Source organism: Thiothrix nivea DSM 5205, assembly GCF_000260135.1.
In the GTDB taxonomy this organism is placed as follows: Bacteria; Pseudomonadota; Gammaproteobacteria; order Thiotrichales; family Thiotrichaceae; genus Thiothrix; species Thiothrix nivea.
The window spans coordinates 2,544,634-2,569,687 of record NZ_JH651384.1; the positions used below are offsets into that span (position 1 = coordinate 2,544,634).

At 53.9% G+C, this 25,054-nt stretch carries 19 protein-coding genes and 2 pseudogenes; 14 read left to right on the forward strand and 7 right to left on the reverse strand.

Annotation, left to right across the window (positions count from 1 at the left end):
• Positions 1–6: 6 nt before the first annotated feature.
• On the forward strand, positions 7–1,203 hold the full coding sequence (purT, locus tag THINI_RS12820; RefSeq protein WP_002708993.1) for a formate-dependent phosphoribosylglycinamide formyltransferase: 1,197 nt from the start codon (positions 7–9) through the stop codon (positions 1,201–1,203).
• Here the strand turns inward: purT and THINI_RS12825 are convergent.
• Positions 1,200–1,658: a YaiI/YqxD family protein gene (locus tag THINI_RS12825; protein WP_002708994.1), complete on the reverse strand. Its 459-nt coding sequence runs from the start codon at positions 1,656–1,658 to the stop codon at positions 1,200–1,202. The genes purT and THINI_RS12825 overlap by 4 nt on opposite strands.
• Before the next feature lie 134 nt (positions 1,659–1,792).
• On the opposite strand from THINI_RS12825, the gene THINI_RS12830 reads away from it, so the two are divergent.
• The 3 genes from THINI_RS12830 to THINI_RS12840 all read left to right on the forward strand — a co-directional run bounded on the left by THINI_RS12830 (position 1,793) and on the right by THINI_RS12840 (position 4,955).
• Positions 1,793–3,025 carry a cation:proton antiporter gene (locus tag THINI_RS12830; protein WP_002708995.1) on the forward strand — a complete coding sequence of 411 codons (1,233 nt, stop codon included), beginning with the start codon at positions 1,793–1,795 and terminating at the stop codon, positions 3,023–3,025.
• A 146-nt stretch (positions 3,026–3,171) separates the two neighbouring features.
• Positions 3,172–4,326, forward strand: coding sequence for a DUF1254 domain-containing protein (locus THINI_RS12835; RefSeq protein ID WP_002708996.1), 1,155 nt, complete (start codon positions 3,172–3,174; stop codon positions 4,324–4,326).
• 44 nt (positions 4,327–4,370) lie between these two features.
• Positions 4,371–4,955 (forward strand): hypothetical protein, encoded by a 585-nt coding sequence (locus tag THINI_RS12840; RefSeq protein WP_040839438.1) that lies wholly within the window; start codon positions 4,371–4,373, stop codon positions 4,953–4,955.
• A 53-nt stretch (positions 4,956–5,008) separates the two neighbouring features.
• Here THINI_RS12840 and THINI_RS12845 read toward each other — a convergent pair whose 3' ends face one another.
• Positions 5,009–7,669 carry an ATP-binding protein gene (locus THINI_RS12845; RefSeq protein WP_002708998.1) on the reverse strand — a complete coding sequence of 887 codons (2,661 nt, stop codon included), beginning with the start codon at positions 7,667–7,669 and terminating at the stop codon, positions 5,009–5,011.
• 116 nt (positions 7,670–7,785) lie between these two features.
• Positions 7,786–7,980, reverse strand: coding sequence for a hypothetical protein (locus THINI_RS12850; protein ID WP_002708999.1), 195 nt, complete (start codon positions 7,978–7,980; stop codon positions 7,786–7,788).
• A 118-nt stretch (positions 7,981–8,098) separates the two neighbouring features.
• Between THINI_RS12850 and THINI_RS25255 the strand changes: the two genes are divergently transcribed.
• The 4 genes from THINI_RS25255 (at position 8,099) to THINI_RS12865 (ending at position 12,230) form a co-directional block, all read left to right on the forward strand.
• Positions 8,099–8,263 carry a hypothetical protein gene (locus tag THINI_RS25255; RefSeq protein ID WP_154724413.1) on the forward strand — a complete coding sequence of 55 codons (165 nt, stop codon included), beginning with the start codon at positions 8,099–8,101 and terminating at the stop codon, positions 8,261–8,263.
• 114 nt (positions 8,264–8,377) lie between these two features.
• On the forward strand, positions 8,378–9,778 hold the full coding sequence (locus THINI_RS12855) for an OmpP1/FadL family transporter (protein WP_002709001.1): 1,401 nt from the start codon (positions 8,378–8,380) through the stop codon (positions 9,776–9,778).
• A gap of 12 nt (positions 9,779–9,790) precedes the next feature.
• Complete coding sequence (locus tag THINI_RS12860; RefSeq protein ID WP_002709002.1) at positions 9,791–11,809, forward strand: lipase; 2,019 nt, start codon at positions 9,791–9,793, stop codon at positions 11,807–11,809.
• A 121-nt stretch (positions 11,810–11,930) separates the two neighbouring features.
• A complete protein-coding gene (locus tag THINI_RS12865; RefSeq protein ID WP_002709003.1) occupies positions 11,931–12,230 on the forward strand; it encodes a TusE/DsrC/DsvC family sulfur relay protein in 300 nt (99 codons plus the stop codon).
• Between the two features lie 60 nt (positions 12,231–12,290).
• On the opposite strand, the gene THINI_RS12870 is transcribed toward THINI_RS12865, so the two are convergent.
• A complete protein-coding gene (locus THINI_RS12870) occupies positions 12,291–14,144 on the reverse strand; it encodes a tetratricopeptide repeat protein (protein ID WP_040839439.1) in 1,854 nt (617 codons plus the stop codon).
• A gap of 136 nt (positions 14,145–14,280) precedes the next feature.
• Here THINI_RS12870 and THINI_RS12875 point away from each other — a divergent pair, with 136 nt between their 5' ends.
• Positions 14,281–14,520 carry a DUF6489 family protein gene (locus THINI_RS12875; protein ID WP_002709005.1) on the forward strand — a complete coding sequence of 80 codons (240 nt, stop codon included), beginning with the start codon at positions 14,281–14,283 and terminating at the stop codon, positions 14,518–14,520.
• 312 nt (positions 14,521–14,832) lie between these two features.
• On the opposite strand, the pseudogene THINI_RS12880 reads toward THINI_RS12875, so the two are convergent.
• Positions 14,833–16,057 (reverse strand): annotated as a pseudogene (locus THINI_RS12880) (ISL3 family transposase).
• An 82-nt stretch (positions 16,058–16,139) separates the two neighbouring features.
• Between THINI_RS12880 and THINI_RS12885 the strand changes: the two are divergent.
• On the forward strand, positions 16,140–16,799 hold the full coding sequence (locus THINI_RS12885) for a protein NO VEIN domain-containing protein (RefSeq protein ID WP_050988049.1): 660 nt from the start codon (positions 16,140–16,142) through the stop codon (positions 16,797–16,799).
• A 136-nt stretch (positions 16,800–16,935) separates the two neighbouring features.
• Here THINI_RS12885 and mobA read toward each other — a convergent pair whose 3' ends face one another.
• Complete coding sequence (gene mobA, locus THINI_RS12890) at positions 16,936–18,021, reverse strand: molybdenum cofactor guanylyltransferase MobA (protein WP_002709006.1); 1,086 nt, start codon at positions 18,019–18,021, stop codon at positions 16,936–16,938.
• 61 nt (positions 18,022–18,082) lie between these two features.
• Here mobA and moaA point away from each other — a divergent pair, with 61 nt between their 5' ends.
• From moaA to THINI_RS12915, 4 genes and pseudogenes are all read left to right on the forward strand, one after another.
• Positions 18,083–19,114: a GTP 3',8-cyclase MoaA gene (gene moaA, locus THINI_RS12895; RefSeq protein ID WP_002709007.1), complete on the forward strand. Its 1,032-nt coding sequence runs from the start codon at positions 18,083–18,085 to the stop codon at positions 19,112–19,114.
• Positions 19,115–19,341: 227 nt separating this feature from the next.
• Entirely contained in the window at positions 19,342–21,354 is a 2,013-nt protein-coding gene (locus THINI_RS12900) for an acyltransferase family protein (protein ID WP_002709008.1), read from the forward strand.
• A 68-nt stretch (positions 21,355–21,422) separates the two neighbouring features.
• A pseudogene (locus THINI_RS24360) lies at positions 21,423–22,047 on the forward strand (IS1 family transposase).
• A gap of 223 nt (positions 22,048–22,270) precedes the next feature.
• On the forward strand, positions 22,271–23,893 hold the full coding sequence (locus THINI_RS12915) for an ABC-F family ATPase (RefSeq protein WP_002709009.1): 1,623 nt from the start codon (positions 22,271–22,273) through the stop codon (positions 23,891–23,893).
• Between the two features lie 63 nt (positions 23,894–23,956).
• On the opposite strand, the gene fba is transcribed toward THINI_RS12915, so the two are convergent.
• Entirely contained in the window at positions 23,957–25,021 is a 1,065-nt protein-coding gene (gene fba, locus THINI_RS12920; RefSeq protein ID WP_002709010.1) for a class II fructose-bisphosphate aldolase, read from the reverse strand.
• Positions 25,022–25,054: the final 33 nt, after the last annotated feature.

The following is a 25,054-nucleotide window of genomic DNA, read 5'->3' on the forward strand; positions in this document are numbered from 1 at the left end:
ACACCCATGCGCATTGGAACCCCGCTTTCCCCCTCAGCCACCCGCGTGATGCTGCTCGGCAGCGGTGAACTCGGCAAGGAAGTGATCATTGCCCTGCAACGCTTGGGGGTGGAAGTAATTGCGGTCGACCGTTACGAAAATGCGCCGGGGCATCAGGTGGCGCACCGTTTTCATGCCATCAACATGGCCGACCCGCAAGTCTTGCGTGCGTTGGTGGAACAGGAAAAACCGCACCTGATCGTGCCCGAAATCGAAGCCATCGCCACCGATGAACTAGGCCGCATTGAAGCTGATGGGCTGGCCGAGGTCATTCCCACCGCCCGCGCTACCCAACTGACCATGAACCGCGAAGGCATCCGCCGTCTGGCCGCCGAGGAACTGGGCTTGCCGACTTCCCGCTACCATTTTGCCTCCAGTCTGGAGGAAATGCAGGCCGCTGCCGATGATGTAGGCTACCCCTGTTTCGTCAAGCCGGTCATGTCCTCCTCCGGCAAGGGCCAGTCCAAGGTCGACAGCGCTGATGACGTGCAGGCCGCATGGGAATACGCCCTTTCCGCCGGGCGCGTCAACCACGGGCGCGTGATCGTGGAAGAATGTATCCATTTCGACTACGAAATCACCCTGCTAACCGTGCGCTCACACGGTGCGGATGGCAATATCGAAACGCATTTCTGCGCCCCCATCGGCCACCGCCAGGTCAAAGGCGATTACGTCGAAAGCTGGCAATCACAAGCGATGAGTGATGCAGCACTGGCGAAAGCGCAGGACATCGCCGCCAAAGTCACCGCCAACCTCGGCGGGCGCGGCCTGTTCGGGGTGGAACTGTTCGTGCGCGGCGACGAAGTGTATTTCTCCGAAGTCAGCCCGCGCCCGCACGATACCGGCATGGTCACGATGGCCACTCAGTTCCAGAACGAATTCGAGTTGCACGCCCGCGCCATCCTCGGCTTGCCGGTTGATACCGCCATGCACTCTACTGGAGCCAGTGCGGTCATTTACGGCGGCATGGAAGCGGAAGGCATCGCGTTTGACGGCGTGGAAAATGCTCTGCAAGTACCGGAAACCGACATTCGCCTGTTCGGCAAACCGGTTTCTTTCGAGCGCCGCCGCATGGGCGTGGCGCTAGCGCGTGGTGTGGATACAGCCGAAGCCCGCGCCCGCGCCGCCAAAGCCGCCAGCCGGGTCAATCCGGTAGCGAGTTAAGTTTTACTGCGGCAATAGCGGGCAAGAAAGCGGTCAAGCTGGTTGGCGAACGCCTGCCGGTCGCTTTGGCTCATGGTTGCCGGCCCACCTGTCATTACCCCACTGCTGCGCAGTTCCTCCATGAAATTGCGCATCCGCAGCCGCTGGCGGATGTTTTCCGGTGTATAGAAATCGCCACGTGGGTTGAGTGCGTGACCCTTATGTTCGATCACCTCCGCAGCCAGCGGAATATCGGCAGTAATCACCAGGTCGCCCGCTTCCAGCGATTGCGCGATGTGGTTATCGGCCACGTCGAACCCGGCAGGCACCTGGCAAGTTCTGATATAAGGCGAGGGCGGAACCCGCAGTGGCTGGTTTGCCACCAGCGTCACCGGCACTTTCACCCGGTCGGCGGCACGGAACAGGATGTCCTTGATCACGTTGGGGCAGGCGTCGGCATCGACCCAGATTTGCATGGTAGTCCCTCCAATAGTGGCCATGGCAAGCTACTTTAACCCTTAAGGTGGTTCCGGCTCCAGCCGGATAGCGCTGCCATCCGCCGCCGTCATCTGCTAAAGTTCTTCCATAACCAAAAAGATAAGGGAACACCATGAACTTCACCGACGTACTTGCGCTGCTGATCTCGCTGGCGGCGCTGTTCAGCTACCTCAATGCCAAGCTGATCAAATTGCCTACCACTATTGGTTTGTTGCTGATTTCACTGCTGATGTCGGTGGCAATCATCGCTAGCGGCAAGCTTGGCTTGGGGTTAGAAGATTCCGCCCGCCATTTGCTGGCCAGCATCGACTTCAACCAGACCCTGATGCACGGCATGTTGAGCGCGCTGCTGTTTGCGGGGGCGCTGCATGTGCATCTGGATGAGTTGGCTAAACAGAAATGGGTGGTCGCTATCCTGGCCAGTCTCGGTGTGATTACGTCCACCTTCATGGTTGGGTTTGCGGCTTACTACCTGTTTGCCCTGCTGGGTTTGCAGATTCCGCTGATCTACTGCCTGTTGTTTGGCGCGCTGATTTCCCCCACTGACCCGATTGCGGTGATTGGCATCCTCAAGACCGTCGGCGCGCCCAAGGCACTGGAAACCAAGATTGCCGGTGAATCGCTGTTCAATGATGGCGTGGCGGTGGTGGTGTTCCTGGTGCTGCTGGGGTTCGCCGGTCATGGCCATGGCGAAGGCGATGTGAGCGTTAGCGCCGTGTTGACTCTGTTTGCGCAGGAAGCCATCGGCGGTGCGGTCTTCGGGTTGGTGGTTGGCTACATCGTTTACAAGATGCTGGAAAGCATCGATAACTATCAGGTGGAGCTATTGCTGACCCTTGCGTTGGTATTGGGCGGTTATGCGCTGGCGATGAAACTGCACATTTCCGGCCCTATCGCCATCGTGGTCGCCGGGCTGCTGATCGGCAATAGTGGGCGTCGTTTCGCCATGTCCGACAAGACCCGTCAGAACCTCGACACTTTCTGGGAACTGGTGGATGAAGTGCTCAATGCCATCCTGTTCGTGCTGATTGGGCTGGAAATGCTGGTGCTGGCCTATAACCCGGAATACCTGTGGGCGGGGCTGATCATGGTTCCGGTGACGCTGCTGGCACGTTTCATCTCGGTTGGTGTGCCGATTTCCCTGATGAAAAAACGTCGTGCCTTCACGCCGCGCACGATTCGGATTCTTACTTGGGGTGGGTTGCGTGGCGGGATTTCGATTGCGCTGGCTCTGTCCTTGCCTGCCGGGGTTGAACGTGAGGCCATCCTAGTGATTACCTATATCGTGGTGGTGTTCTCAATCCTGGTGCAAGGGTTGACCGTTGGCAAGCTGGTGGTGCGATAAGGCAGCTGAAGTGGCTTGATTCATGCGTGAACGTTGGCTGATTTTGCATGAAAACTGTCTGATCTGTGCTATCGCCTGATGGCGTAAAAGCCAGAAAATTTGCTTCAGAAATGACACCCCTAACCACCAAAACGGAGGGAATTCTGATGACGACAGCAGCAATGCTTAAAACTGACCCCAGCGAAGCACGCTTAAAAGAAATAGCAGCCATCGCAGAGGATGCCTATATCTACGGCCTTCCCATCGTCGTGAATTACGCCACGATGTTTACCTTTACCGATCCTGGCGACCCGCAATACTGTGCGCCATTCAACACCCTGATCAACGACCATCAGGTATTCACTCCCGACAACAAGGTCGTGGTCACGCCCAACAGCGATACCCCGTATTCAAAGGTGTGGCTGGATCTGCGCGCCCAACCGATGGTGATATCCGTGCCCGATGTGGAGGAGGTGCAAGCGGGTTATAAAGTCCAGCCCTTATCCGCATTTCTGGGTCAGCCCGCACCAGCACCAGCGCCTAGCATTGATTTCTTGCCCGCCAGCACTGAAAACCTTGGCAATCCGGAGACTTTTTATCAGTGCCTGGATGCCGCGTTGGCATTCGTACCTGTCGATGATTACTGCAAAGACATTCGCAAGGCAATGGTCAGCATCGGGATTGGCTCAGGCAGCTTTGACTTTGACAGTCTGCCCAGGGATGAACAAACCGCTTTTATGGATGGCATGAGCCAGGGCAATGAAGAAGTCGATAATTATCCGGATCGGGCGGGGATCGTGCCGGTGAATGGCTGGTCAATTGGCTCCGCGTTTGGAGATGGGGCATTTTTTAACGGTGACTGGTTGAAACGCGCCTACGGAACCAAAGCTGGCATTTACGGCAATGATACGGCGGAAGCCGTCTATCCCTCGATGCGCACGTGTGGAGATGAAGTGCTGGATGGTAGTAAGCACAACTATGTGATGACCTTCGAGATGGATCAATTACCTCCGGTGAACGCATTCTGGTCAGTCACCATGTACGATGGCAACACCCAATTTCTGGTCGATAATCCCATTGACCGGTATTTGATTAATTCGTCGATGGTTGAAGGCATGAAGACCAATGGCAATTCATTGCCGATCTATATCCAATACAGTCATCCGGGTCTGGACAAAGAAACGAACTGGTTGCCTGCGCCAGATGGCCCGATCTATCTGGTGATGCGGCTCTACTGGCCAAAAGATGGAACAGAAGCATCCTCCATTCTTCCTGTAGGCGATGGGAGCTGGAATCCACCACCAGTAATGCAAGTATCCTGATTGCTCCGGAAATCACATGAGCTAATTTCGAAAAGAGGGAACTTATGAAATATCTAATCAATATTCTGGCTATTGGTCTTATCTCCCTTTCCAGTCTGTCCTGTTCAGCCAATATTGGCGCAAGCCATGCTGACCAAAACCCACCAAAGGAGGAACAAGCCATGAAAACAGGAACCGCCCAAACGGAACTCAATATATCCGACAATTCCTTTAGGGGAATTACCGTTGGTGACAAGATTTCATCGTATGCAAAGAGCGATTACGTCCAACAGGAGACGCTGAAAACCGGCGAAGGGGACTTTACTGTCTATGCGATCAAGGACTTCAATAATAACCCGGCAGGTTATTTTATGTCTGACCCCAATGATGAAAGCCGGGTGGGAGACATCATCGTACAAACCCGGATGGCGCAAACTGCGGAAGGCATCCACGTTGACAGCACCCTGGGTGATTTGAGGATGCGTTTCCCTGATATTGAGGTTCACGGTTCTGAAATCGAGGGCAGGACTTATGCCCATCATAACACCCTGTCCTATCGTCTGGACGTAGTCTCTTTTAGCTACGAAGTTGATGCGGCCAAAATTCCGGCGGACACAAAAGTCACCGAGATTATTATCAACCGACAGTGAACACGGCATTTTCAGCACTGATCAGGCTGACTGGTTAGCCTGAGGCAATTAGGTTAACCAGGGTTTTGCTCCCTGAACTGGGTAGGCGTTACCGAATAATGTGCTTTGAAACTACGGGTGAAATGCGAAGCATCAGCAAACCCGGCGTGGTAGCTGACCTCGGTAATGGATTCATCGGTATGGGTCAGCAGTTTTGCGGCATATTCCAGCCGGATCACCAACAGCATTTTTTTCGGGGTGTCCCCGGTCAGCGCTTTGAGCTTGCGCGTCAGGTTGCGTTCGCTCATATACACGGTTGCTGCCAGATCCGTCACCTTGATGTCGGCATTGCCAATGTTGTCTTCCACATATTGCCGCAGTGTATCGAGAAACGAGGTTTCACGTTTGGGTAGCTCAGGATTACAGATGACTTTCTGCAAACCATGACTCTGGTAAAACGCCTGGATTGTGCGCCGTGACGCAATGAGATTATTCATCCGCAGCGTCAGTTCCCTGACATCAAAGGGTTTGCTTAGGTAGTCATCCGCACCCAGTTCCAGACCCTCCAGCTTTTCGCTCTGGCTGGATTTGGCGGTCAGCAGCAATACCGGGATGTGGCTGGTTTGCGGGTTGCTTTTCAGCGCATGGCACAAGTCGTAACCGTTCATTTTCGGTATCATCACATCCGACAGCACCAGGTCGGGCATGGATTCCTGCGCCAGTGCCAGCCCCTCTTCGCCGTCAGCGGCTTCGATCAGGCGAAAATGGATGGCCAGGTGTTTGCGGATATAGGCACGCATCTCGGCATTATCTTCAACCAGCAGCACCACCTTTTCGGAAATCTCGTTGCGTTTGCTATGTGCCAAAACGGCAGCATTATCAATCAGGGCATTTTCATGAACGACATCAAACGCGAGCAAATCGTGATGCTTGTCGGCTGCAAACGCGGTATCTGCCTGATGCTGCACCACCAGTTCCGCAGGGAAATGCGCATAGCCCTTGCGGAAGGTGATGGTGAAGGTCGTCCCTTGCCCTTTAGTACTCTCCACCTGGATGTCTGCACCGTGCCGTTTTAACAGTTCCTTGACCAGCGACAAGCCTACCCCGGTTCCCTGTGGCCACGCAGGGTTGCTGTGTTCGTGGGAGTAGAACATCTCAAACACTTTTTCCAAGGAAGCGGCGGGGATGCCACAGCCGTTATCCTGGACACTGAGTTGCAGGCATTCATCATCCACGGAATCCAGTTGAATGGTGACATCACCGCCATTCGGCATACTTTTCAGGGCATTGGATATGAGGTTCAGCATGACTTTATCGAAAGCATCCGCATCGAAATACAGCGCAGCCTGTTGCGCTGTCTGAGGGCTGAATTGCAACCGTATGCGGCAATGTTGTCGGCTGGCCTGGGATTCGAAATTAGCAATCAGCGGCGGCAGATAGCGCTCCAGATGCAGCAAGGTGGGTTTGATTTGCAAGGAACCTGCTTCCAGCCGGGACAATTCCAGCAACTGGTTAACCAGAGCCAATAAACGCTGATTATTGCTTTTAACCCGTGACAACGTTGCTTTCAGCTCATTGGGTTTAACATGGTCAGCGTCTGCCAATAGGTCATCCAGATTACCCAGGATCAAGGTCAGGGGCGTGCGGAATTCGTGTGAGATACCGGCAAAGAATTCCGACTTCTGACGGTCGAAACGTTGCAATTGCAGCTCGGTATTCTTGCGTTCGGTGACATCATGCAATGATACCGTCACCCCCAAATGCCGTTTTGACTTGGGGTGGAGAATAGGCTGTAAAACCGCATCAATATAGCGTTTGCTTGCGTCTTGAGGATTATCCTCAATGATCAGCTGTGCTTCCTGCTTTGTCAGGTTTGAAAAATCAAAGTATTGCCTGAGCCGTGCGGGAATGTCCTGTTCACGCCGCTTGAGCACTTCTGGGGATAAATGGAGATTGAGGAGTTTGCTGGCGTAGCCGTTCACAAACAGCAACTTGGCCTGAGCGTTACTCACCAGAATGCCAGAATCGACTTTATCGATAATCCCCCGCAAGGCCAGCGGCATGACATCCAGCAAACGATACTGGCGGCTGACCCAGAATAGATAGAGCGTGAAAAAAACCACCGACAGGCGATACTGAATCAGCCCGTATTTATGCAGGGCGAAGAAGACAAACGGCAATGGCGTCAAAGCGACCACTTTGACCATTTCCCAGATCGTGTGTTGTTGTTTTTTGATCATGATATAAGGGGTAAGCGTAATCAGCAAAAACAGCATACTCCACGCATAGATATGCTGAATCTTGCTATAGTCGCCGAGCCGTTGGTCAATATCTATCAAGTCAACGCTTGATGACGAGCTTAAGAAACCATGGGAATAGATATCAAAAACTACAAATAGAAATTGTATTATGGGATGAATGATAAAGATCATAACCCTGAAATCAGTAACCGGAATCTTCTTTTCCTGCTGATATTCAAGCAGCATCCAGATCCAGGTAGGGTAAACCAGAGGTGCTAAAAGGGAATCAAAATCCTCTAAAGCCTGCCCAACCCATTGGCCCATATCCCATTCAAACAGTTCGAGCGTGCGCAAACCGGCAAAGATCACCATGAAATACGCCAGTGCCGTAAAAGGGCGGGCAATCGGTAAATGACGGTTTTTGAAGCCATCCCACCCCAGGGATGCTGCGATGATGCCGGTGAGGGAATAAAGTAAAAAAGCCGCTTCATTCATGATTAATGTTTCCTTCAACCCGTGCTGGCGATAAGTGGCACTGATTCTGGAAAGCATAGCATCATAAGGCGGGGTGGCAACAAGCCCTGCCGTCACCCCGCGACCTGTGGTTGAGTTTACTGCTGGTTGGTCATATAGACTGCATTAACCGGTTGCACCTGACCCTGTTGTGGCGCAGATGCCTGCTGGACGTTGGCCTGCGCCTGCTGCACTTTGGCGTCGGTATGGACGCCCATGGCTCCGACAGCCGCAGCAATCAGGAATCCCAGTGTGTACGGGTCAATAAAGCCGCGCATTGTTTTCATGCTCATGATAATACCCTCTCAGTCGAACGCGAATGTGTTCATTCATGGTGGTTTCCGATAAATCCACCTGTCCCGTCTGCTGCGTGATGGTGTTCAAGTATCTAACGCTGCTGACTTGAGGTTCATGATGCTGGAAATGGCTGGGAATAAATTGGATGAATCTGCCGAAATCCGTGCAAAAACAGCCAATACGGTTTGGGATAAATTGACTGAATCAGCCAAAACCTATGCAAAAACCGCCATAAAACCTTGTTTGGCTCCACATCGGGATGACTGCGGCTATCAGTGATTAACCAGGGTTGGTGTGCAAGGCGGCAATAACTCCCATCTATAGTTGCGTTGCTCAGGGCAGGGGGATATTCTGGCGGCAATAACTTAAAAACAACCTCTAAGGAGCAGGGTCATGAAAACACCACGCAGGGCATGGGTTGCGGGTAGCGTTTTGTGTTGCGTCAGCTCGCCGCTATACGCTGCCGGTTTCGGCTTGATTGAAAATTCTGCCTCAGGGATGGGCAATGCGTTTGCCGGAGCTGCCGCCACAGCGGAAGACGCATCGACAGTCTGGTTCAACCCTGCCGCCATGGCTGAGCTGGACGATAACAAACACGTTTCCGTCGCTACCCACATCATCGTACCGCAAGCCGATTTCAGCAATGTCGCTTCACGGGTGAATCCGGCGCTGACTGGTGGCAATATCACCGCTGCCGAAGCCGCCCTGAGTGGTACTAACGCCAGCACTGATAAAGTGGCGGTTGTGCCCAACACCTACGCTGTTATGCCCCTCAACGAGCGTGCCAAGGTGGGTGTGGGCGTGAATGCGCCATTTGGGTTGGAAACCCGTTACGACGACGACTGGTATGGGCGTTACCACGCGCTCAAGTCCGATATGAAAACCATCAACATCAACCCGGCGGTTTCCTACGAGGTCAATGACAAGCTGGCGGTAGGCGGCGGCGTCAGCGCCCAGTACATCGAGGTGGAACTGAGCAGCGCCATTGATTCGGCAGCAGCCTGCCGCAGCATTGCCAGCGCGGCCAACAGTGGCGCGTTGCTATCCCAGTGCCTGACTGCTTTCCCGGAAGTCGGCGAATCAACTACCGACAGCAAGGCGACCATCAAGGGGGATGACTGGTCGTTCAATTACAATGCTGGGCTGCTTTACAAGCCGACGGACAAGACCAAAGTCGGCGTGAGCTACCGTTCCAAAACCAAGCACAATCTGGAAGGTACGGCGAATTACACCATCAACCCGACCCTACAACCGATCCTGACCGCGACCGGCGTCACCCGTTTCAACGCTGCACCTGCCACGGCGGATGCGGAACTGCCAGCTTCCCTTTCCGTATCGGTTGCCCACCAGCTGAATGACAAGGTGGAACTACTGGGCGACATTACCCGCACCCAGTGGAGTAGTTTCGAGCGTTTGACCGTGAAAAATGCCGACACCGGCGCGGTGATTTCCGATGTGGATGAAAGCTGGCAGGATGTTAACCGTTATGCCGTAGGCATAAACTACCAGCATAACGACCGCCTGAAACTGCGCGGGGGGGTGGCGTTTGACGAGGAGCCAATCCCGGATGCCCTGCACCGCACCGCGCGCATCCCCGGCAATGACCGTACCTGGGTTTCCGCCGGGGCCAATTACAAACTGAAAAAGAACCTGAGCGTCGACGTGGGTTACAGCCACCTGTTCATTGACGAAACCCCGATCGACAATATTGATGATGCGACCGGTTATGCCCTGCGCGGCTTGTACGACAGTGATGTGGATGTTGCCAGCGCCCAGCTTAACTGGTCATTCTAGGAGGAGTCTTGTATGAAACTGCATCATTTGTCGCGGGCTATCCTGCTCGCACTGTCCTTGTTGGGGTTGGGCGCTTGTAGCGATTCCAGCGATTACGATTTCAACGCTTCGGCGAACAGCAGCGCAACCGGCAGTGGCTCGGCGGTGGCACGGTTTGACCCGCGTTCCGGGGTGATTCCGCAGACCAATGACCTGCTACTGGCGGGGTCGCAGGATGGTACGCTGAACATTCCCACGGCCAGCATCACCAGCAGCGGCCAACTGGCGTTGGTCAATGCGCTCAACACGCTGGATGGTTTCGGATTGACCGCGCCAATCACGGCGGCCTTTGGCAATGCGCTGGATGTGGCTTCGGTGAAAATCGGCTCCAGCGTGCGGGTGTTTGAAGTGAGCAAGGATGCCTCCACGCAGGCCATTACCGGCGTGGTGAGGGAACTGGGCGCAACCGAAATGCTGGCGACGGCGACCGGTAGCAACGGCGACACCCTGGCGCTGGTTCCACTGCGCCCGCTGAAGGAAAGCGCCAGTTATCTGGTGGTGCTGACCAATGCCCTCAAGGGGGCGGATGGCAAGGCGGCGGCCAGCGATTCCGCCTACCTGCTGGCCAAGGGTTCCACCCCGCTGAGCGGTGAATATGCTGCGCTGGAGCCATTGCGCCAACTGATCAATAACCAGGAAACCGTGGCTGCCAGCCAGGGCGTCAACGCCGCCAGCATCGTGCTGAGCTGGAGTTTCACCACCCTGTCGGTCACGCCGGTGCTGGATGCGGTGAAAGCGCAAGCACAGGCGGAGCCTATGCAGGTTTCCCCGGCGGTCGGGACGACCAATACCTTCCTGTCAGACCTGTCGGGTAAGGCCGATGTGCATATCGGTACGCTGCAAGTGCCGTATTACCTGACAGCACCCAGCGCGGCTAATCCGACTGCACCGTTGACCACGTTTTGGAAAGGGGCAGCGGGTTCCTTCCTGAGCCGTTATAACCCGACGCCGGTGGCGACTTCCGCCCAAACCATCCCGGTGCTGATGACTGTGCCCAACGCCAGCTCGGTAGCCGGGGCAACACCGCCTGCGGCTGGCTGGCCGGTGGTGATTTATCAGCATGGCGTTACCCGTAGCCGTGAAGACCTGTTGGTGCTGGCGGATACGCTGGCGGATGCGGGTTATGTGGGCGTTGCCATTGACCTGCCGCTGCATGGCGTGACCAGTGCAACCGACCCGCTGCGTGCGGATCAAAATGCCGCGTTTGCCAATGACGTTGAGCGTACTTTCAACCTGGATGTGATGAATGAATCCACCGGTGCGGCAGGCCCCGACGGGGTGGTCGACAGTTCTGGCCGTCATTTCATCAACCTCACCAGCCTGCTGACCTCGCGCGACAATATCCGTCAGGGGATTTCTGACCTGCTGGTGTTGCGCAAGAGTCTGGGCAATATCAGCGCCGTGTCGCTGGATACCAGCAAGGTGGGTTTCGTCGGGCATTCCCTGGGTGGCATTGTCGGCACGGGTTATCTGGCGGCGGAAACCACGCCGACGCCCGCATCGCTGGTGACCGTCGGTGGTGGGATTGCGCGCCTGCTGGATGGTTCGGCTTCCTTTGGCCCGGAAATCCGCAGTGGTCTGGCCAGCGCAGGCGTGGCCGCAGGTTCCGCCGATTACGCCGCCTTCATGGCCGTGGCGCAGACGGCGCTGGATGCCGCTGACCCGGTGGTGCTGGGGGCGAAAGCCGCCGCTAACCAGCCGCTACACATGATTGAGGTGCTGAACGATCAGGTCATTCCCAACCGGGTAACGGGCGCGCCATTGTCCGGCACTGAGCCATTGATCAGCGTCATGAACCTGGCCAGCATCACCGCCACCACACCGGGGGAGGATGGCGTTGTCCGCCTCAATAGCGGCACGCATTCATCGATCCTCGACCCGGCCCCCAGCCCGGCGGCAACTGTGGAAATACAGACCGAACTGGCTGCTTTCCAGATCGCCAGGGGCGCGGCCATCACGGTGCAGAACAGCTCCATCGTTTCTGCCCCATGACCCCACTGGGGCAGGCATGGGAGCCTGCCCCTACGATTTATGGGATATTGACAGCACCTGCCCTTTTATCATTTCATTGTAATACCTGATTAAATTACTAGGCATTTTGAGGAGATTAGTCATGAGTATTGAACTGCCCGCACGCGATGGTGATGGCTACCTGTTGAGCATGGATGACTGGACGCCGGAAATTGGCAAGGCGATGGCCGATGTTGATGGCGTGGAGCTGACCGATGAAAAGTGGGATCAGATCCTGAAAGCGCGTGAATACTACGAAGATCAGGCGGTTGTGCCACCGATCCGCAAGTTTTCCAAGTACATCAACATGGACCAGAAAGTGCTGTTCTCCCAGTGGAAGACTGGCCCGATGAAGCCGATCACCAAATACGGCGGGCTGCCCAAGCCAACCGGCTGCGTGTAACCACGCCACTGCTTTTGCTCCACGAAATCCCCCGTCATGGGGGATTTTGCTGTCTGGGCTTCAGGGGCATTTGAACGTGGCCAGTTTGTCTTCACAGGCGCTGACCCGGTTATCGGGCAAGGGCGCTGCATCCGCCAGCATATCGCAGGCCATTTGCCAAGCTCCCGTTATCTGATGTTCTGTTTCCAGCCGGTAGAGCTTGTTGATGGTTTTGCTGGTGTTACAGTCGCGTTTGCGGTCTACGCTCATGGCCGTCTGGTAGCTATTGTAGGCTTGTAGGTATTGTTCCAGGGTGAAATAACGGTCAGCAATGGCGATGTAGAATTGCTTGTCCAGCAGCACCTTGTTGGCGGGGTTGATGGCGCGTGCCGCCAGACAGGCAGCATCACCCAGCAGGGTTTCCATTTGCTCCGGGTCAGCGGCGTAAGCGCGGGCGATACACAGGCTGTTTTGTATCCAGTCGATGCGGTTGTTGATGCTGACGGCCTGTTCCAACGCCAGTTGTGCCTCGCTGATGCTTTGCAGTGCCCCTTCCGCCATCAGCAGCACACCCATGTTAGCCCAGGCGAAGGCGTTGTTACAGTTCTGGGTAATGGCCTGGGCGTATTTTTCCAGCGCCTGTACTTCCAGATTGTTGTTGAACAGCAGGGTGGCGTCGCCTTCGGTCTGGTTGGAGGCCAGCACATCCTGCGGGCTGGCCTGCGGTTGGGCGACGCAACGGGTTTGCAGTTCCGGTACGGATGGTAATTCGATCAGGGTGGCGGTTGCAGTGCTGGTAACGCTGGCGGCAGCTGCTGGGGCAGCCATGCTGACCATGCTGCGGGTGCTGAAAGCCTCCGCCTGGAAAGCACTGGCATCCGGCAGGTTTGGGTAAAGTTTGGCAGGGGCATCCGGCGGGCGCGGCGGCGGTTGCGGGATGCGGATGGCGATACGTGGCTGGAAAGTAGCTTCTGGCGTCTTGCAGACCTTGGTTTTGGGGTAGTTGGGGCAGATCAGGCGGGTTTTGTCCAGCGCGTTGCCGATGGTCTGGTTGAGGATGTGTTTCAGGGTGTCGTTGTCATCGGCGGCACGGCGCAATTCGGGTGAACGCAGGGAATGCAGCAGTGTGTCGAGGTTTTCGGGGGTGATCTGGCTGCTTTTCAGTTGGGTGCAATAGTCAAACCATTGGCTGAGTTCGCCCTCCGGGTACTCGATGGCGTCGGCTTCGCCGGTGCAGTAGTAATACAGGTTGTGGCTTTCCGAGGCCACGCTCAGCAGTTCGGTGCGGCTTTCACGCAGCATGTCGGCGATCAGGTCGAGGTTGAGTGCCTTGGGGTCGCGCCCGTTCAGGTCGCGCTGGTAAACGAAGGTGCGGCCTTCCAGTTCCACCTGCAAGAACAGTTTGTCCTGGTCGTAGTAGACCGAGCCGGTGATGTTACGCCGCCCAAAAATGCTGGCGATGAATTCCACCACATCGTTGATGGAAATGCCGGTTTCCGGCAGCTTGATGCTGGCCCCGAGCAGGTAGTCTTCGGTGTTGCCGGTGACGGCTTCGATGTTGACCTTGCCATTGCCGTTGCTGCCGCGCTTGATGGTGGTGTAGATGGAGTTTTCGGCACCCAACAGTTCCTGCTTGAGGGTGTTGGCGATGACACGGCCTGCGTCGGCGTGGCTGCCGGACATGCTCTGCGGGACGGCGAACGGTTTGACCAGCACCAGCCGCGCGCTTTGCACCGCCTGGTAGACGACGAAGCCGACAATCAGCAGTAAGCCTACGGTGGCGAACAGGCGCAGCAGCCCCATCAGCTTTTCCGTCAGGGCGCGGATGCCAAAATGCTGAACCAGTAAGTTACGCCAACGTTGCAGCAGGGCAATGGCGCGCGCTAGCCGGGTAGCGGGGGGCGTGGGGGTTGGGGGCGACTGCTCTTCGTTCACGTTGCGGTGGTTCCTTTGCAAGCCTCCTGCTGATTATAGGTCAAATAAGCACGACTAACGGTATTACGCAATTGGCTGCTTTCAGGCGGCTTGTTCTGTGGCAGAATGAAACCCATACAACCTAGGGAGTAGTAGCATGAATATCAAACTTGATGTCGAGATGACGCCGGAAGAAATACGCCGCCTGATGGGGCTACCGGATGTACAGGAGTTCAACCGCGAAGTCATGGCACAAATGCTGAAAAAAATGCAGGAAGGGGTGGAAGGCTTCGACCCGATGGCGTTTTTCAAGCCCAGTGTCATGGGTAATATGGATGTGTTCAAGCAGTGGATGGATGCGTTTGGGACGTTTGGTGGGAAGGGTGGTGGTAGCTAAGCCCAGCCCTCCATCCGCAGGAATCCTGACCCGGTCGACGGAATAGGCTTACGTGTAAGTTATACTGTTACGGGCTGTTGCTTGGGCATTGAGCAACCGAAGCTAGGCCAGAGCAATCAAATCAATACTGCGAAAGGGTGAAATATATCTATGGCCAATAATTGGTCAGAATTTGAAGTCGAGGCAGTTGTTGAGGATTACTTCAACATGTTGCGTCTAGAGTTGTCTGGCCATAAATATAACAAGACCAAGCACAGGCAAGCCCTGATGGAGCTTCTCGACCAGCGTTCAAATAGCTCCATTGAACTGGCTCTATGTGGAATACCGTGGGTAACTGAACTCCAGTTTGCCGCACAGGAAGTAAACCATGTTGATGAGGTTGTGGGTATTGCGGAACCCCCGCGCCCGCCGTTTGGCCAACTGTATTTTGTGGTTGATGCCTTCGAGGATGCCGTTGGAGATGTGTGATTCAACGAACCGGATGATCCCCGACCAGTGCGCCCGGACGGTGTTGGCAAACGTCTGGAAGGCCGGGATGCCAGCAGAATCCACCTCATCACACCATTGTTGCAGGAAGGCTTCCGCCGTTTTCCTGTCGGGCATTGTCCACAGGTCGTTGAACAGCACCTTGAGACGGTGGGCAGTACCCAGCGTGGGGTAGAGGGTGATGAACGCTGCCAGTGACTGCTCCTGCTGTTCTGACAGGTTATCGTAGTTTTTCAGGAAGGTGTACTTGTGGCCTTTGAGGTCGGCATGTTCCTTGCGCTCCAGCTTGCGCACCTTGTCCATGGCCTTGTTCAGCAACTGGGTGACGTGGAAATGGTCAAAGGTGATGGCGGCATCCGGGAAGGCTTCCCTACTCCGGCAATGAATGCAGGCGACAGGTCAATGCTGACATCGGTGATTTGTGACGGTTTCACCTCATGGCTGGCTAGGTGTTTCTGGATCTGGGACAGCGTTTCCTTGCCCTTGCCTTCGGTGGCATGGGCGACGCGGCGGGCATCCAGGTCAACCCCCACGGTGATGTAGTTGTGCCCTTTGCGGGTGGAGGTCTCGTCCACCCCCAGCCGGGTGATGCCGGACGGGTCATCCTGCTGGCGGCCTTCACAAACCCAGTGGTTGAACACCGTCCAGATGCGTTGCGGGTTGACCCGCATCAGTTCCGCCACCCGGTTGACCGGCATCTCCCGTTCGATCAGTGCCATGGCCAGCGCCTCAAACAGCAGCGTGAAGCCACTTCCGGGACGCGCCCAGGGGACGGCAACCGTCTCAACCTGACCCGATCCGGTGCGGATGCGCGGGACACGGCAATGCAGGTAACAGGTATGCTCAAGAAGTTCAGGTGCTGCCAACGCCGCTCCACCGTGTCATGCACCGGGCAAGGTTCCCCGCTTTGGTCGGCAAAACGGCTGCCACGCGCGAAGCTGATACGGATGTGCAATTCCTGGCGTCCTTCCGTCCCGCTGAAGTCGATGCTGTCCACCTGCCAAGGTGAGGTCAGCCCCAAGGCCATTCCAAATAGTGTGTCGCTGTTCATACCCTTAGGATAATCTACCCACTACGATTCACATAGAGCCATTGAACTCAAGCATCAGAATATTAGTGCTGTATTACTTGAAATGGGCATCCCGTACATCGACGGTTATAAGCCACGCTCAAATTATCAACGCTCTTTATTGCCCACTGTTGTCTCAAATTACTTGACGCATCATCTTGACCTTCAGGTATTGTTTAAAAACGACGCCGAAGCACTATCAGCGACACCTTCCATCGACGACTTATTGGCTGCTATGACATCCCCTCCAAAACCAGAAGAAAGCAAAGACTCCATCGCCTCAGCCACACCGGGAATATGTAACCCCGCAGGGATTAACTACATTGAAAGGGAAGCCCAGAACCAATCACTTGGCGAGGCAGGTGAGGCGTTCGCACTCAATTTTGAGCGAGCCAGACTAATCCATGCCGGAAAAGAATCTCTCGCTGACCGCATTGAAAAAGTATCAGAAACTATTGGCCCATCAGCTGGGTATGACATCCGATCCTTTGAAGAGAACGGTACTGACCGCTTCATTGAGGTAAAGACAACAAAATACGGGAAGAATACACCCTTCTACGTCACCCCCAACGAATTGAGATTTTCCCGAGAGCACATCTCCCGATATTTCCTATACCGCATATTCAAGTTCCGGACAGAACCACAGTTGTTCTGGCTACAAGGGTATTTACAGGACAGATGTATACTTGAACCATCACAGTTCATGGCAAGGCTAACCCGTTGACAGGTAAGCCACTAGTTTGTGCCGGTCAGACTATCTCCGGACATGTAATCACTTGTTCAATAAAACTTTTTACTTGGTTTTACCAGACATTTTCAAAGTCCAAATTTGAAATTACTCGGTTTGGATAGCAACAGCCTCAAGCTGGCCGTTGCAACCCTCCACGTAAACGCTGAAGGATGAAATCCGCCACCGTTTGTGGCTGGTTAAGGTCTAGCCGAGGCAGATACGGCGGACTTTCCAGCGCTGCATCATCCGTCGCAATGGCAATAATATTGCCGTCATCAGGGAACATCAGCGGCTTGCCCAGGCTGGGGCGGTGTAGCTCGATCTTGGGGTAAGGCTCATGCTTGAAACCCTCCACCAGGATCAGGTCGGTGTTTTCCGGCAGGATACCGCTGATGGCGTCGGCGAGCGAGGCTTCGCGCTGGCGGGCATGGCCAACTTCACGCATGGAGATAATGCGCTGGTGGGAAGCCAGCACCACCTGTTGCGCCCCGGCTTCGCGCATCCGGTAGCTATCCTTGCCCGGTTGGTCGAGGTCGATGACGTGGTGGGTATGCTTGACCACGGCGATGCGCAAACCGGCGGCTTTCAGTAGGGGGATAACCTGGGTCAGTAGCGTGGTTTTGCCGGTTCCGCTATAGGCGCAGAAACCCAGCAGCGGCACACGCCCTTCCAGCATTAGCCGGTCAGCGGGGGTATTCATGTTGCGGAATGCGGCGGCATTGGCGGAAAAATCCACTGTCGCCATGCGGTGGCGGGCAAACCATTCGCGCGGGCTGCGCCCACCCTGTTGCAGGTATGTCTCCAGATCATCCAGCAGGCACAGCGGCAGCAGGGCGTACATCGGTTGCAGGCGGAAACCGTCATGTGCAACCGCCAGTTCCGCGCCTTCGTCTTGCATGGCTACGAGCAAGCGTTCTGCCAATTGCGGCGGCACGTTTGGCGCATCGCACGGCACGGTCAGCACATACGGCGTGGCCGCAACCCGTAGGGCAGCGGCGAAACCGGCCAGCGGCCCCTGAAAGTTTTCCAGCGTATCGGCAATCACCATGCCGTAACGCCGGTAGGCGTCCGCGTGGCGGTTGGCGCTGATCAGCACCTTGCCAACCTGTGGCCGCAAACCATCCAGAATGTGCTCAATCAGCGGGCGGCCATGGAAGGGAACCAGCCCCTTGTCCTGCCCGCCCATGCGCCTGCCTTGCCCGCCTGCCAGTACCACTGAGGTAATACTTCCTTTATTCCACTCCCCATGCTCCATAATACTTATTGCGGCTCCCCGAATGAGTTGGTACAACAACTGGATGATAGCAACTAACCCCGACAAAAACCTGCTGGTCGACCGTTTCGGACGCCAGATCACCTATGTGCGCCTGTCAGTCACTGACCGCTGCGACCTGCGCTGCGTGTATTGCATGTGCGAGGACATGACTTTCCTGCCGCGCGAACAGCTGCTGACGCTGGAGGAAATGGCGCGGTTAGGTAAGGCGTTCGTCGAGCTTGGGGTGCACAAAATCCGCATTACCGGGGGCGAGCCGCTGGTCAGGCGCAACATCCTCAAACTGTTCCGCGACCTGGGGCAACTGGAAGGCTTGCGCGACCTGACCCTGACCACCAATGGCACGCAACTGGCTCGGTATGCGCAGGAGCTGAAGGATGCAGGCGTGACCCGCGTCAATATCAGCCTGGATACGCTGGATGCCGACCGTTTCCATCGCCTGACCCGGCTGGGCGACATCAGCAAGGTGCTGGCGGGGATTGATGCCGTGCTGGCTGCCGGTTTCCAGCGCGTTAAGCTGAATGCCGTGATCCTGAAAGGCCGCAACCACGATGAAATCCTGGATTTGGTGGAATTTGCCCACGGGCGCGGGATGGATATTACCTTTATCGAGGAAATGCCGCTGGGCGTGATTGGGGACCATGACCGCGCGGAAGCCTATTATTCCAGCGATGAGATTTTGCGCGACCTGCGCCGGGAAATGGAGTTGTATGCGGTTGAGGATAATACCGGTGGGCCGGCGCGTTATTTCCGGCGCACAGGCAATGATTGCCGGGTGGGCTTCATTTCGCCGCACAGCCACAATTTCTGTGATACCTGCAATCGGGTGCGGGTGACGGCGGAAGGGCGCTTGCTGCTGTGCTTGGGGCAGGAGCATTCGATGGATTTGCGGCGGGTGCTGCGGGCGCACCCTGACGATGACGGCAAGGTGCGTGAGGCGCTGTTGGCGTCGATGGCGATCAAGCCGCAGGGGCATGAGTTCGACTTGCAAGCAAAGCCGGTGATTTTCCGACATATGAGTGCGACGGGCGGGTGAGTAGTTGCCAGTTTCACAATATCGAGAAAGATAATGATATGTGTTGGAAGTTTACTGTTATAAAGTTTATTATCCTGCTACTTGTGTGCAGCACTGGCTATCTATAATGGCGCTGTTTGACGTGACTTGACATCTAACTCTACCCGGGTGGTGTCTGAATATCTATATTGGTTTCTGATATTCCATCCAATACTAAATAACATTATTTTATAGCAGTGTTTGATCTGATGAAAAATACAAAACAACTACATCTATTACATCCAGAGTACCGCTCCGATATAGATGGGTTAAGGGCGGTCGCAATTTTGTCTGTCCTTGCTTATCACGCATTTCCCCTTTGGTTTCCGGGTGGGTTTATCGGTGTAGATATTTTCTTTGTTATCTCCGGTTTTTTAATATCCACAATAATTTTTAAAAATTTAGAACAAGGCAGATTTAGTTTTATAGAGTTTTATGCTCGCCGTGTTCGACGGATTTTTCCTGCCTTGATCGTAGTGCTGGTTTTTGTTTATTCCTTGGGTTGGATTTCTCTATTTGCTGATGAGTACAAGCAATTGGGGAAACATATTGCCGCTGGTGCTGGTTTCGTCTCTAATTTCATATTATGGGATGAAGTTGGATATTTTGATAATTCAGCCGAAACAAAACCATTGCTCCACTTGTGGAGTCTGGGTATAGAAGAGCAGTTTTATTTGGTATGGCCTTTGTTAATATGGTTTGCGTGGAAAAATAAACTTAATCTTTTTTCCTTGACAGTTTTTGTTATCATAATTTCATTTTTGTTTAATTTAAACTTGATCCAGAAAAGTCCAACAAGTACCTTTTATTTTCCTCAAACACGATTTTGGGAATTGCTATGTGGCAGCTTATTGGCTTGGTTGACTTTATATAAAAACAACATTGGCTTAATAGTTCGAAAAAAAATAGATCGGTTACTGGGGGTTGTTATTTATCAGCATCCACCAGATTCAAATGGCAGAATATTTGCTAATGTCCTTTCATTTTCAGGAGCGATTTTGCTTGGTTATGGTTTTTACAAAATCCATAAGGATTTTTATTTTCCAGGCGCATGGGCTGTTATCCCTGTATTAGGTGCGGTCTTGTTGGTTGCATCCGGTCCGAGTGCTTGGTTTAATAAAAATATATTATCCAATCGTGTTATGGTCTGGTTTGGCCTTATCAGCTTTCCGTTATATTTATGGCATTGGCCATTGCTTTCGTTTGCGAGAATTTTAGAAAGTGAATTGCCGGGGCTGGATATTCGCTTAATCATCGTTTTAGTTTCAGTAATCCTGGCATGGCTTACCTATAAACTGATAGAGCAACCAATACGCTCAGGGCAAAGTAATACAGTTAAGTTATTAACGCTCGTTTTTGCCATGATGCTGGTCGGATTCATTGGATATAACACATATCATCGGAATGGGCTGATTTTTCGAGAAGCGGAAAAAATCAAATCTATTAACAGCTTTGATTCGGTCTATAGAGAAACATGCGAAAGTTTGACTCAAGACTTCTATGTTGATGACTGGTGTAATAAAGGTACAAGTTCTGAACATTCAATAAATACAGTCATGATTGGTGATTCTTTTTCAAATGCCTATACACCAATGCTGACAGCTTACTCAAAAAATACACAATATGATTTATCTTATATTCAATTTGCAAGGGGGCAATGTCCGTCTATTCTGGATTATGGGCCGGGCTATTGTAAGGAAATGGCAAATAAAACACTTGAATATATTAAAAATAACCCAAATATAAAAACAGTCATAATTTCTAGCTCTTGGTCTGAATATTACAATGGTAAAATTGGTTTTTCTTCCATGGTGACCCATGAAGAAACAGGACAGTCATTCAAGGAATCTTTCGAGAGAACACTACATGCTTATCAATCTCTCGGTAAAAAAATAGTAGTATTACTTTCACCTCCGATGGGCTCGAATCCTAGGTCTTGTGTCACGCGAAAAATAAGAATCACTGACACAGACAAATGTAACCTACCCATTGAGGTAGCACGCGCTTATGATGGTACTTATCGGGATTATATGATCCCCCTGTTAAATAGTCTAAATATTCAATTCTTCGACCCATTTAAATATTTTTGTAATGAAACTGAGTGTAAAATAACCGATGACGGACAAATTTTCAGTATAGATGGGCGACACTTATCTGTTTTTGGCGGTGAATATCTGGAAAAAAAGGCAAGAATTGATTTGTATTCCCTTCTAAATAAATGAGGTCATGCTTTAGATGAGTTGAATCCCCACTTGCAGTAAAGATGAGCATTTTTTCCTGTGAGGTTCTGATGGCAAGCATTCAGGTCAAATGTCGATCCTGTCAAAGTGAGTTGGTCTACCGGCATGGCAAAGCGCGAAGCGGCCTCTAGCGCTACCGCTGCTGTGATTGTCGCCATTGCTTTCAACTGGAATACCTGTACGAAGCCAACAAACCGGGCGTGACCGACAAAATCAGCGATATGGCCATGAACGGTTCTGGTGTACGGGATACCGGACGTGTGCTGGGTATCAGCATCATCACCGTCATTGCCCACTTAAAAAACTTGCCCCACCAACCGTCTCACCCCTGCCGTTCAACGAAGCCAGCGACACAGCCGGTATAGAACTGGGCTGCGAAATGGATGAACAATGGCCGTATGTTGGTAAGAAATTGCAACAACGCTGGTTATGGTAAAGCACTTCAACTTCCGTCTCCACTGCACCGATGACTGGGGTGCTTATGACCGCCTGTTACCGGGAGACAAGCGCCTGATCACCAAGAAGTTCACGCAAAGCATTGAACGCCAGAACCTCAACTTCCGTGCCCACATCAAACACCTGCAACGCAAGACCATCTGTTTCCCAAAGTCTATCGAAATGTACGACAAGGTCATCGGCGAGTTTATCAACAGGGAATTCTTTCAACTCATCTAAATCACGACCGTTTTGTCGTACAAACGGCAGAATCAAGTGTAGACTTAATTGGCCGTCTAAGCGTAAAACGCGGCATCATTGCCCTAGAATGCAAGCTGGTTCAACGCCAAATCGAAGAAAACAGGGGCATTTACCGCTTCAATAATAGTTATAGCATCCCTCAGAAAATGGTACAGTAGCGCCCTCTTTGTTTTTGCCCCCAGTTTCGCCCAAGGATTGACCCATGCTAGTCGCAGCCAACATCACCATGCAATTCGGCGCTAAGCCGCTGTTCGACAACGTTTCCGTCAAGTTCGGCGACGGCAACCGCTACGGCCTGATCGGGGCGAACGGGGCGGGCAAGTCGACCTTCATGAAAATCCTCTGCGGCCTTCAGGAGCCTACCCACGGCAACGTGTCCAAGGATTCCACCGAGCGCATGGCCTACTTGCGCCAGGATCAGTTTGCCTACGAAGAGGTGCGGGTGCTCGATGTGGTGATGATGGGGCATGAGGAAATGTGGAAGGTGATGGCCGAAAAAGACGCCATCTACATGAACCCCGAGGCGAGCGAAGACGATTACATGCGTGCAGCGGAACTGGAAGGGCAGTTTGCGGAACTGGATGGTTACACCGCCGAATCCCGTGCCGGTGAACTGCTGTTGGCGGTTGGCATCCCCACCGAACAGCACACCGGCCCGATGAGCCAGGTTGCGCCCGGCTGGAAACTGCGCGTGCTGTTGTGCCAGGCGCTGTTCGCCAACCCCGACATCCTGCTGCTCGATGAGCCGACCAACAACCTCGACATCAACACCATCCGCTGGCTGGAAGAAACGCTCAACAACCGCGACTCCACCATGATCATCATCTCGCATGACCGCCACTTCCTGAACCAGGTTTGCACCCATACCGCTGACCTCGACTTCGGCAAGATTCAGGTGTACCCCGGCAACTACGACGACTTCATGGAAGCCGCCACCCAAGCGCGTGAACGCCAGGCCAATGCCAACGCCAAGGCCAAGGAACGCATCGCCGAGTTACAGGATTTCGTGCGCCGTTTCTCCGCCAACAAATCCAAGGCCAAGCAGGCCACCAGCCGCCGCAAGCTGATCGAAAAACTCAAACCGGAAGACGTGAAACCGTCCAGCCGCCAATACCCATGGATTCGCTTTGAATACGACGAAAAAGAGCGCCTGCATCGTTTCGCAGTGGAAGTGGAGGACCTCACCTTCGCCTACGAAAACATGGAACACATCCTGATCCGCCATTTCAGCTTTACGGTGGAAGCAGGAGAGAAAATCGCCATCATCGGTGAAAACGGCGTCGGTAAAACCACCCTGCTCAAGCTGCTGGAAGGCAAACTCGAGCCGCAGAAGGGCAGCATCAAATGGGCGGAAAAAGCCCGTTTCTGTACCTACGAGCAGGATCACGAAGACGAATTCAAAAGCGACAAGCCGCTGACCGACTGGATCGCGGACTACGTGCGCAAGGAAGGCTATGAAGGCGAAGACGCCGAAACCCAGATTCGCGGTACATTAGGGCGGCTGCTGTTCGGTGGTGACACCGTGAAAAAGCCGGTGAAAGTACTCTCCGGTGGTGAAAAAGGCCGCATGATCTTCGGTAAGATGATGCTGTCCCGCACCAACGTGATGCTGATGGACGAACCCACTAACCATCTGGATATGGAATCCATCGAATCCCTCAACGGCGCACTTGACCGTTATGACGGTACCTTGCTGTTCGTGTCGCATGACCGTGAGTTCGTCAGCTCACTGGCCACGCGCATTTTCGACGTGAAAGGCAATGGCACGATCATCGATTACCGTGGCACTTACGACGAATACCTGAGCAGTCAGGGTCTGGAATAACAGCACACACAGAAAAGGGAGCCGTAGCTCCCTTTTCAATATTGGCGAAAATCCGCGCCCCGATTAAGAGACTTTCGGATCCAGCTCGCCGCTGGCGTAACGCTTGAACATGACTTCCAGTGAAACCGGGGTGATCTTGCTCGCCTGACCGGCAGAACCGAACGCTTCGTAACGCGCTTTGCAGATTTCCATCATGCCCTTGGTGGACTCTTTCAGGAACTTGCGCGGGTCGAAGTTGGACTTGTTCTGTTCCAGATGACGGCGGATGGAACCGGTAGACGCCATGCGTAGGTCGGTGTCGATGTTGACCTTGCGCACGCCATTCTTGATGCCTTCAACAATTTCGGAAACCGGTACGCCGTAGGTTTGGCCCATGTCGCCGCCGAAGTTGTTGATGATTTCCAGCCACTCTTCCGGTACGGAAGAAGAACCGTGCATAACCAGGTGGACGCTAGGGATGCGGGCGTGGATTTCTTTCACGCGGTCAATACGCAGTACCTGGCCGGTAGGCTTCTGGGTAAACTTGTAAGCACCATGGGAAGTGCCGATGGCGATGGCCAGCGCGTCAACGCCGGTTTTCTTGACGAAATCAGCCGCTTCTTCCGGGTCGGTCAGCAGCTGGGAATGATCCAGCGCACCTTCCGCGCCGTGGCCGTCTTCTTCACCCATCATGCCGGTTTCCAGGGAACCCAGGCAACCCAGCTCGCCTTCGACGGATACGCCGCAAGCATGCGCCAGTTCCACCACCTTGCGGGTAGTGTCGACGTTGTATTCGTAGCTGGAAGGGGTTTTGCCATCAGCCATCAGGGAGCCGTCCATCATGACGGAGGAGAAGCCGGACTGGATGGAACGGAAGCATACCGCTGGTTCCGCGCCGTGATCCTGGTGCATACAAACCGGGATATGCGGGTACATTTCGATCGCCGCCAGGATCAGGTGGCGCAGGAACGGTTCGCCTGCGTAGCCACGCGCACCGGCAGAGCCTTGCATGATGACCGGGGAATTGGTTGCGTCCGCCGCCTGCATGATGGCGTGAACCTGCTCCATGTTGTTGACGTTGAATGCTGGCATCCCGTAGCCGTGTTCAGCGGCATGATCCAGCAGCTGACGCATTGAAATCAGAGCCATGATGTTCTCCTCGAATGTTGGTTAAACTTTTAC